General features: G+C 42.1%; 9 protein-coding genes. 1 reads left to right on the top strand and 8 read right to left on the bottom strand.

Annotation, left to right across the window (positions count from 1 at the left end):
- On the bottom strand, positions 1-319 hold a 319-nt coding region (locus BS19_RS14575; protein ID WP_038176220.1), incomplete at its 3' end, for a hypothetical protein.
- 173 nt (positions 320-492) lie between these two features.
- The gene (locus tag BS19_RS14570) at positions 493-1,326 is read right to left on the bottom strand and encodes a HEPN domain-containing protein (protein ID WP_051686544.1); all 834 of its coding nucleotides are present in this window, start codon (positions 1,324-1,326) and stop codon (positions 493-495) included.
- A gap of 1,274 nt (positions 1,327-2,600) precedes the next feature.
- On the opposite strand from BS19_RS14570, the gene BS19_RS20250 reads away from it, so the two are divergent.
- Complete coding sequence (locus BS19_RS20250; RefSeq protein ID WP_157631184.1) at positions 2,601-2,777, top strand: DUF6435 family protein; 177 nt, start codon at positions 2,601-2,603, stop codon at positions 2,775-2,777.
- Between the two features lie 115 nt (positions 2,778-2,892).
- On the opposite strand, the gene BS19_RS14560 is transcribed toward BS19_RS20250, so the two are convergent.
- The 6 genes from BS19_RS14560 to BS19_RS14525 form a co-directional block, all read right to left on the bottom strand.
- The gene (locus BS19_RS14560) at positions 2,893-3,375 is read right to left on the bottom strand and encodes a putative signal transducing protein (protein WP_038176219.1); all 483 of its coding nucleotides are present in this window, start codon (positions 3,373-3,375) and stop codon (positions 2,893-2,895) included.
- 753 nt (positions 3,376-4,128) lie between these two features.
- Positions 4,129-4,344, bottom strand: a complete 216-nt coding sequence (locus tag BS19_RS14555) for a TIGR02450 family Trp-rich protein (protein ID WP_038176218.1) — start codon at positions 4,342-4,344, stop codon at positions 4,129-4,131.
- Positions 4,345-4,574: 230 nt separating this feature from the next.
- Positions 4,575-5,264, bottom strand: coding sequence for a YiiX/YebB-like N1pC/P60 family cysteine hydrolase (locus BS19_RS14550; RefSeq protein WP_038176217.1), 690 nt, complete (start codon positions 5,262-5,264; stop codon positions 4,575-4,577).
- Between the two features lie 1,197 nt (positions 5,265-6,461).
- A complete protein-coding gene (locus BS19_RS14535; protein WP_038176212.1) occupies positions 6,462-6,998 on the bottom strand; it encodes a nucleotidyltransferase family protein in 537 nt (178 codons plus the stop codon).
- 133 nt (positions 6,999-7,131) lie between these two features.
- A complete protein-coding gene (locus BS19_RS14530) occupies positions 7,132-7,629 on the bottom strand; it encodes a P-loop nucleotide/nucleoside kinase family protein (protein ID WP_051686542.1) in 498 nt (165 codons plus the stop codon).
- A gap of 135 nt (positions 7,630-7,764) precedes the next feature.
- Complete coding sequence (locus BS19_RS14525) at positions 7,765-8,238, bottom strand: GrpB family protein (protein ID WP_038176211.1); 474 nt, start codon at positions 8,236-8,238, stop codon at positions 7,765-7,767.
- Positions 8,239-8,669 lie beyond the last annotated feature (431 nt).

Here is an 8,669-nt window from a genome sequence, read left to right as displayed (position 1 = left end):
CAGACAAAGATGCTTTGAAATTCAACCAAGATACCGAGCCTGAAGCGAATGCCAGAGCCCATACCCAACCTTGATTAGTTGTACCGTTGAACACAGAGTCAGCAAAAAGCAAAGAAACAATAAATCCACCGACTATGCCCTGCAAAACCCATACAAACAACCAGACCACCCTTTTCTTAGTGACGTCATCATTAAGTACTTCAGCATCAGGAAAATTTAATTGATCTTTGTTATCCCCAAGCAACTTTTTTAAAGCGCAGCCGAGCGCTGTAATCATACCGGCTAATACTGAAACGCCAAAATATATAAATGCTTCCAATTTTTCACTCCTTAATAATGTGAATAAACCTACTCGTATAACGCCCAATTAAGGGGTGAACAACGCTGCCACCCACACCTAAAGCATTGTGCCATAAACACTAAAATTGAAGTAGAAGGAAAAATGCCAAGCGTTGAGAATCCCTCTTAAATTGCTTGTTAGGCATGTCTCAATTACAAGGTAAGTTCTTCAATATTTGGAATAGAACCAACTTCGATACATCTGCGTATTAGACGTTCTAGCAACTCAGAAGAATCCGAAACCAATTGGCTTCGGTCTCCCTTAATCTTTGAACCGTGGACAGCGGAACTGCGACTTTTGTATAGCTTTTTGACGCTCGATAAAATGCGTTTTGCCTGATCTTTATCATCAGGCTCCAAAAATTTAGCCACGAACAAACTTAGTTTAAAAACCGTTTCACCTTGAATATCGAATAACCCCTCAATACCCGACCATAATACAGCTAGCTGCGCTCTTGGGTTAGGGTGCCACCTGTAACTTGAACGAGCACTCACAGCATCACTGAATCTATCGACACCTAGGAGGTTTCGAGCATTTTGAAAATGCGTATTCAGCCAAAGAACATCTTTTGGAGTAACTGTATAGAGAGAATTAATGCTTCCTCTCATATGATAATTCGTTACCGATAAACGACTGTTGTTAGATAGTAATTCGGCAGGCGTATCACTTTGAAGGTTTGCTACTGCATCGCAGTCGAACAAGGCACTAAGAATGACCACATCCCACTGAGCATTCCACGTTTTTGCAGCTAATTCTTTCCCTGTGACTCCGGAAATTTTCACTTGAGCCCCAACCCTACGAAGAAAAATAGCCGTAATACCCAAGTCAATTTCACTACAACTTTGTTTAATGATTAAGTCTGTTGACGGGTCACAACAAGCGGGAATAATTTCAACATTTTCACATAGCTTAATGGTCTCTGTTACCGATAGACCGCTAACATACAGGAAACTTTCTTCCTGTTTATTGGACACTGATATTCCCATTTTTACTCCAAAATGCCTAACGCTGCGTTAAGTGGTGAACAACGCGACCACCCAACCTAACCCATTGTGCCGTAAACACTAAAGTTGAATCAAACTGAAAATGCTAAGCGTTGTGAATCCGTCTTAAACGCCTTGTTAGCTTACTGACCTCGGCTGCCACGAAAGTGAATGTACAAAAGACCAAATGGCGCTATAAACAAGGCAGCAGACCAACAGAACACAATACTTAATAACTTGAGCACCATCAGTACACCTGAGCTTTTATCAAAACGCGTGTTCCCAAAAAGAAACTTGATCAAAGACTCAAACAGATACCTTGAGTACGGATAGAGCAATGTATTGATTGCGAAACTCAACAACGTATACAACCCTAATCCTTGCCCATACTTTCTCACAATGAAAACGTAAACAACGCAGACTAAAATACCTATTATGTACTGCTTTGTAAGGTACGATTTATCGAGCCCACTAAATGCATTAAGAATTGCTTTTTTCATATTCGATCTCGATTTTAACCTTGTTGTAAGCTAACGCCCAATTAAGTAGCCCGAAACGCCCTGGCTAACCTTCCGCATTCCTCGGTAACACCAAACCCGACGCAAACCAAAATCGCCGAGCGTTGAGGGTCTGCTTGAATTGTTTGTTATGCGAATTCATCGACCAAGCCAAGTTGGGCAGATGAAGATTACCTCAGACACGAAAAACCTCAAACAAACCAAGCACTTTTTGTGATTCACTGAACAGCCGAAGTCACTATGTTACAGACCAACTCCCAACAAGTGACTAATGGTTAAATTCAGCACATGACTGAGCTTTTGCTTCGTGAAACTCAACGCTGAGGACAACCAGCGAAGATGAACCTCCAATAGACTTGCCCTTACAGCGCTTTGAGCCAGCCAAATTCACCACCAACCAACTCCGAAAACCAATGAGGCAACGCGCGAACTTTGGCATGTTTTAGGTCCTGAGTGGTTCAAGAACTTGGGCCGGCAATGCTGAATTGCCGACACCGCGAACCGACTGCCAAAGAGAGCGAGAAAGAGAGCTATAGAAGATTTTCGCTTAGTCGCATAACGCCCAATTAAGTAGCCCGAAACGCCCTGACTCACTTTCCGCATGACGCCGTAAACACGAAATTCAACGCAAACCAAAAGTGCTAAGCGTTGAGGGTCTGCTTGAATTGTTTGTTAGGTTTGTAGCCTCGTGGTCCCTGTATGAACTCTTTTCTACAAATCTACGTAAATAAAATATATCAAACACTAGCGGAGTCATTCATGTTTTCTATTTTTAAGAGCAACCCAGCCAAAAAACTCAAGAAACGACACTCAATGATACTTGAGCAAGCTATGCTAGCCCAGAGGAAAGGCGACATTAGATCTTACTCTCAATTGACTGCCGAGGCAGAAGAGATTTTTAAGCAGATAAAAGATATTAATTCTTCAAAAACCTAACGCCGCGTTAAGTGGTGAGCAACGCTACCACCTTACCTAAACCATTGTGCCGTAAACACTAAAGCAGAATCAAACTGAAAACGCCAAGCGTTGGGAATCCGTCTTAAACGCTTTGTTATGGCGCTGAACTTGAAGCTAGCTGCTGAATGTCAATTAGGTCTACTTCCCTGCCCAATATCCGCTTGTACTCTACCAATTGATGAACTGGGATAACCTGTAATTCGATGCCTTGATAACTTTTGGCAACTGAATTTGAAAAGTCGATTTCCAGTTGGTGCCACGAACCGTCCAACGATGACTGGATTTTTGTATTGAGAGCCAAGCCTATTTCAATTTTTTGATTTTGATAGACTAGCTGAAAATACTCTAAATCCCAGCCATATTCCGAGTAGTGAGTAAGCGGTTTAGAAGTATACGGGGCAACGCGAGCAAGTATTTTATTTGCATCTGAGTTGTGGATATAGAGATCAATATCTGCAATTTCACGACTACCACCATGAATTGTTGCCGCTAAACCACCGACAATTTGGTATTCGACACTCTCCGATTCCAAAAGACTTTTCAGCCATTTCAAGGCTACTTTTACTTTCTCGCTCATATACTCCCTTAGCTGATTTTTGACCTGCGCCATAACGCCCAATTAAGTAGTGAGTAACGCACTGACCAAGCCGCTGCAAACCACTTAAAACACAAAAGCCAACGCATAGTAAATTCGCCAAGCGTTACGAATCTGCTTGAATTGTTTGTTATGTTTTACCACAAATGACTGATTTATTTGGCAAAGAACTGCTTTGTTGACCACATTTCAAGAAGTGAATCACAAGCTAACACTCACTTGGCCGCCAAATGCACGAAACACCAAGCGCGTAAGTCCACTTCCCTGCCCAATGAGGCAACCCGACTTCGCCTCAACAAGCGCCCTCTCTTTCCAACCACAGCGCAGAACAATGGCAAATTGCCGAGGCAACTGCCAAGCCGATATGCTACTTGGCAAGTACGCAGAAAGCGCCTTAAAGCCAGTGAAATCTGAAACCAACCTCCACGACCCGAAAATGAAGCAACCCACGAATATTGACATGTTTTACGGGCTGAGAGATTCATGAATTGGGGCCGACAATGCGGATTTGCTGAAGTAATTCGAACGAATGGCCAAAGAGACAAAGAACATGGATCGAAGAAACTTTAAGCCACTGAAATTCAAGTAAACATAACGCCGCGTTAAGTGGTGAACAACGCTAACCACCAAACCTAAACCATTGTACCTTAAACACTAAGTTCAACTTGAACTCAGATCGCCAAGCGTTGTGAATCCGCCTTAAACGCCTTGTTAGGTGTGTTGCCTAAAGGGATATTATTTCCAACCTTGAATCCACTTCTCTTGGCTTTTCAAGTCTGTCCATTCTATTGAATACTCATTCTTGGAAAGTACTGCTTCCAATTTACACGAAATAACAGAACCGTCCTCGTCGAACGCCATTTCTGATACTAAGAAATGCTTTTCTCGATTTGTCGGCTTTACTGCTGTCCATTTACTATTTTGTAATTTAGCAGGATTAATTCGGTTCATACCAACTCCATAACGTTTTGTCTGTATTTGAAAACAACCAGCTTTACGAAACTTTTAAGACTCAAGTTCAGTAATTTGAACGTCGACAAAGAGAACACCTAACGCCGCGTTAAGTGGTGAGCAACGCTACCACCTTACCTAAACCATTGTGACATAAACACTTAAGATGAAGAAAGCTGAAAATACCAAGCGTTGGGAATCCGTCTTAAACGCTTTGTTAGCTGCGTTTTCTATTGGTCCCAGAATTTTACTTGTTTTCGCATATTAGCTTCGTCTAACAAAGGTTTGATCTTATTATACATTTCAGGGTCTATTGCCCTAATAGATTCCCAAACCTCTGTTTTCTTTTCAGCAATATACTTATTCCGACGCAAACTTATATTCAAAGTGTTGTACATTAATCTATGTTCATCCACAGAGTCTTCATGTTCTTTGAGATAGTCTTTGCAATCACCTGTAACGTCTTTCCACATTACTTGTCTATCAGCTTCTCTATCAAAATGCGCTGGAGTAAGCCTATGAGGAGCTTTATTTCCCAAAATAGGTACGTTCGCTCTCTGATAAATTTTCCCAACTAATTCAGAGCAAAACGCTTTATGTTCACTCCCTGAAATTAGAAATTTGTGATTATACGACTGATCTAGAAAATAAAACCCCGCTAGCGCCAAAGCGTTTTTTTTACTTTGAGGTAAGTGCTTTAGCCGAATGATACGCCAGTTGTCTTTTATTTCTTCCAATTCATCCAATACAAACTTCAAATGCACCCCACCATCGCCGGTTGAATGAATAAAGCAGCCATCACTTAAACAGAAAAGCACATGACTAGAACGTGATTTTGAGTAAATTATTTTTTGTGCAGCACTTAGGCTAGCGGAAATCACTCCCGTACCACGCACTAACATTATGTCACCTAGTTGCATCAATTCTCCATTATACCGATAGCAGCTAACGCTGCGTTAAGTAGTGAGCAACATTGCCACCTAACCTAAACCATTGTGCCGTAAACACTAAATTCAAAGCAAACCGAAAATGCCCAGCGTTGCGAATCTGCCTTAAACGCCTTGTTAGTTGCCATTCTAAACCTTTGATTTCCAGTTCATTTCCACTTTGCCAACACCGTTTTTGAGCACTTTGAAAAACTCAAGTCAGGCGCAGTTTTAAAGCGCCTGTCACTGAAACCACTTGGAACTAGCAACGCCGTAGAAAACTGGCTGAAAGCACACAGAAAACCTTTTGGAAAGGCAATGCCACAAAGCTGAATTTCAACGAGTACATTCGCGTCTGAAACGGCAAAATAAAACCACAACATTAAAAATCGAACGCAATTCCGGCAAGCTACACCAAAGCACAAAACCGAGCAAAATTGCACGATTCATTAGCCCTAAATTTTCTACCTTAGCTGCGTTTTTTCCGCTGGCAACTAACGCCCAATTAAGTAGTGAGTAACGCCCTGACCAAGCCGCTGCAAACCACTTAAAACACAAAAGCCAACGCATAGTAAATTCGCCAAGCGTTACGAATCTGCTTGAATTGTTTGTTATGTTTTACCATAAATGACTTATTTATTTGGCAAAGAACTGCGTTATTGCCCCTGTTTCAAGAAGTCAGTCACACGCCATAACTCACTTGACCGCCAGATGCACGAAACACCAAGCGGGTAAGTCCACTTCCCTGCCCAATGAGGCAACCCGACTTAGTTTCAACAAGCGCCCTCTCTTTCCAACCAAAGCGCAGAACAATGGCAAATTGCCGAGGCAACTGCCAAGCCGACATGTTAATTGGCAAATACGTTCAAAACGACTTAGAGCCAGTTAAACAAAAACCCAGCCACCACGAACTGAAAATGAAGCAACCCACGAACATTGACATGTTTTACTGGCTGAGAAATTCACGTATTTCGGCCGACAATGCGGATTTGCTGAAACAACTCGAACGAGCGGCCAAAGGGGCAAAGAACAGAGTTCGAAGAGTTTTTAAGCCATTGAAATACAAGTAAACATAACGCCGCATTAAGTGGTGAGCAACGCCTCAACCCAAGCTAAACCATTGTGTCCTAATCACTTTAGCCTATTTGAACTGAAAATGCTAAGCGTTGGGAATCCGTCTTAAATGCTTTGTTAGGGCACAGTTCTCAAAGATTGCCACCTTACTAACCAGCCCTTTGAATTTACACGATTTTCAAACGTTTCTCGTGACCTTCTAGGATTATGTGTGACACAGTAACCAAATAAGGATTCGTACCCAAAAGCTGCAATACATTCATAGCTACCAGGTGCGACTTGTCGAATGGCAACAGCTGTCTCTTGTTCTGGCCAATAACTCATAGCATCAAGGGAGCTTGTGTAAGGTAAATCGCCATTTCGAGTATGCATGAGTGCTTGGTTACGAACTTGCCAGTTAATTTCTGGCATTAGCTGCTTGAGCTGAGATTCATACTGTAAATATGCTTTAGGGTCGTTCTCGTCAGGAGCAAAGTAAATAACATCCGCATCGTTCAATGGTGTCGCCACATCAAAACCATGCAGTGCATCCCAAACAAGATTACGAACGAAACCAGCTGCAATATAGCATTGAGGCAAGCCCAATTTAGAGAAGTACTCTAAGGCTTTGACTCTAACTGGATCTTGTTTGATTAATTCTACGATTCTGTCCATTTCCGCCCTGTGCCCTAACGCAGCGTTAAGGGGTGAACAACGCCACCACCTAGCCTAAACCATTGTGCCGTAAACACTAAAGCTGAATAAAACTCAAAATGCCAAGCGTTGAGAATCCCTCTTAAACGCTTTGTTATGCGTATTGTCCCACACGTACCAGATTTAGATTTTCACTCGCTTTTGGAGCTTCAAAATACTGAGTCACATGATGAAATACAGCTTCTGTGTCAAACGTAGCTCTTTCAGGTTGCTCAACTCGGCGCTTAGCAATTTGGGATAAACATTGCTCATCTGTTAGGTCTAGATACCAAAGCTCATGCTTACTACCTACTTCAACGCACAGTGATGCGAACCAAGCTCTTTGATTGACAGTATTAGCTGGAAAATCCATGACAACATTAACCCCTATATTTAGCAAATTCTGAACATGGCATTTAACGAAAGGCTTTATGAGATTTGAGTGTTTAATGTAGTCGTCAAACGTTTGAATTTGCGAAGGATAATGAGCTGACAACCAATCGTCTTCTGAAATAAGGACTGCATTATTTTCAGCAGCCACAACCTTAGATTTAGTCGATTTTCCTGCTCCCATCTTGCCACAGAAGAAGAACAGCTTGCCCTGATTTTCCATGTTTCCTCCATTTACGCATAACGCCCTGTTAAGGTGTGAGCAACGCAATCCCGATGCTTCCGCATACCACCTTAAACACTAAAAACAACACATAGTAAAAATGCCACGCGTTGCGAATCACTCTTAAACAGTTTGTTATGCCTGTCCTAACACGCGCTCAATAAAAGCTGATTTTTTCCGACGATACTCTTCGTGAGACCAACCTGTACAAGACATTTTCAGCTCATTGTATCGTTGAACTAACTCAGGACTTTTACGGAGTTTGTCTCTAAACCCCACAAAAAACTCAAATTCCGAACCATTAGCTACAACTTGAAAAGCGACATCCTCACCTGAGCTATTTTCCAGCATGCAAAGCTCCGGAGTTCTTAACGTATCGGATTTTTCGTTGAAGCCTAGAGTAGAAAGTAACTTTACTGCATTCTCTAGTTCCTTGCCGTTAACACCAACAAGTATGTCTAGGTCACCTTTAGATACAGCATTGGGGATAGAGGAAGCTCCAATATGCTCAATAGATGCATCTGGAAGTAAAGCAGCTATCTCAAGTTCGTACTTACGATACAGGTTTTCGCAAGATGCCTGATATTCATCTGCTTTGTAAAACTGCATATTTTCTCCCAAAAGGCATAACGCCCAATTAAGTAGCCCGAAACGCCCTGACTGACTTTCCGTATTACGCCGTAAACACGAAATTCAACGCAAATCAAAAGTACTAAGCGTTGAGGGTCTGCTTGAATTGTTTGTTATGTTTTACCACAAATGACTGATTCACTTGGCAAAGAACTGCTTTGTTGACCGCATTTCAAGAAGTCAGTCACACGCTCAAACTGATGTAGCCGCCAAATGCACGAAACACCAAGCGCGTAATTCCACTTCCCTGCCCAATGAGGCAACTGCCAAGCCAACATGCTACTTGGGAAATACACTCAAAGCGTCTTAAAGACAGTGATATTTAAATCCAACCTCCACGACCTGAAAATGAAGCAACCCACGAATATTGGCATGTTTTACGGGCTGAGTGATTCATGAACTTAGACCGA

The organism is Vibrio pacinii DSM 19139, assembly GCF_000711795.1.
Lineage (GTDB): Bacteria > Pseudomonadota > Gammaproteobacteria > Enterobacterales > Vibrionaceae > Vibrio > Vibrio pacinii.
This window is presented reverse-complemented; position numbering and strand designations above follow the sequence as displayed.

What these genes read in the sequence shown, in the direction of transcription:
- BS19_RS14560 (WP_038176219.1), bottom strand. Translation starts at nt 3,375, where the DNA reads ATGAGCGAGAAAGTAAAAGTAGCCTTGAAATGGCTGAAAAGTCTTTTG.
- BS19_RS14530 (WP_051686542.1), bottom strand. Translation starts at nt 7,629, where the DNA reads ATGGAAAATCAGGGCAAGCTGTTCTTCTTCTGTGGCAAGATGGGAGCA.
- BS19_RS14550 (WP_038176217.1), bottom strand. Translation starts at nt 5,264, where the DNA reads ATGCAACTAGGTGACATAATGTTAGTGCGTGGTACGGGAGTGATTTCC.
- BS19_RS14535 (WP_038176212.1), bottom strand. Translation starts at nt 6,998, where the DNA reads ATGGACAGAATCGTAGAATTAATCAAACAAGATCCAGTTAGAGTCAAA.
- BS19_RS14555 (WP_038176218.1), bottom strand. Translation starts at nt 4,344, where the DNA reads ATGAACCGAATTAATCCTGCTAAATTACAAAATAGTAAATGGACAGCA.
- BS19_RS20250 (WP_157631184.1), top strand. Translation starts at nt 2,601, where the DNA reads ATGTTTTCTATTTTTAAGAGCAACCCAGCCAAAAAACTCAAGAAACGA.
- BS19_RS14525 (WP_038176211.1), bottom strand. Translation starts at nt 8,238, where the DNA reads ATGCAGTTTTACAAAGCAGATGAATATCAGGCATCTTGCGAAAACCTG.
- BS19_RS14570 (WP_051686544.1), bottom strand. Translation starts at nt 1,326, where the DNA reads ATGGGAATATCAGTGTCCAATAAACAGGAAGAAAGTTTCCTGTATGTT.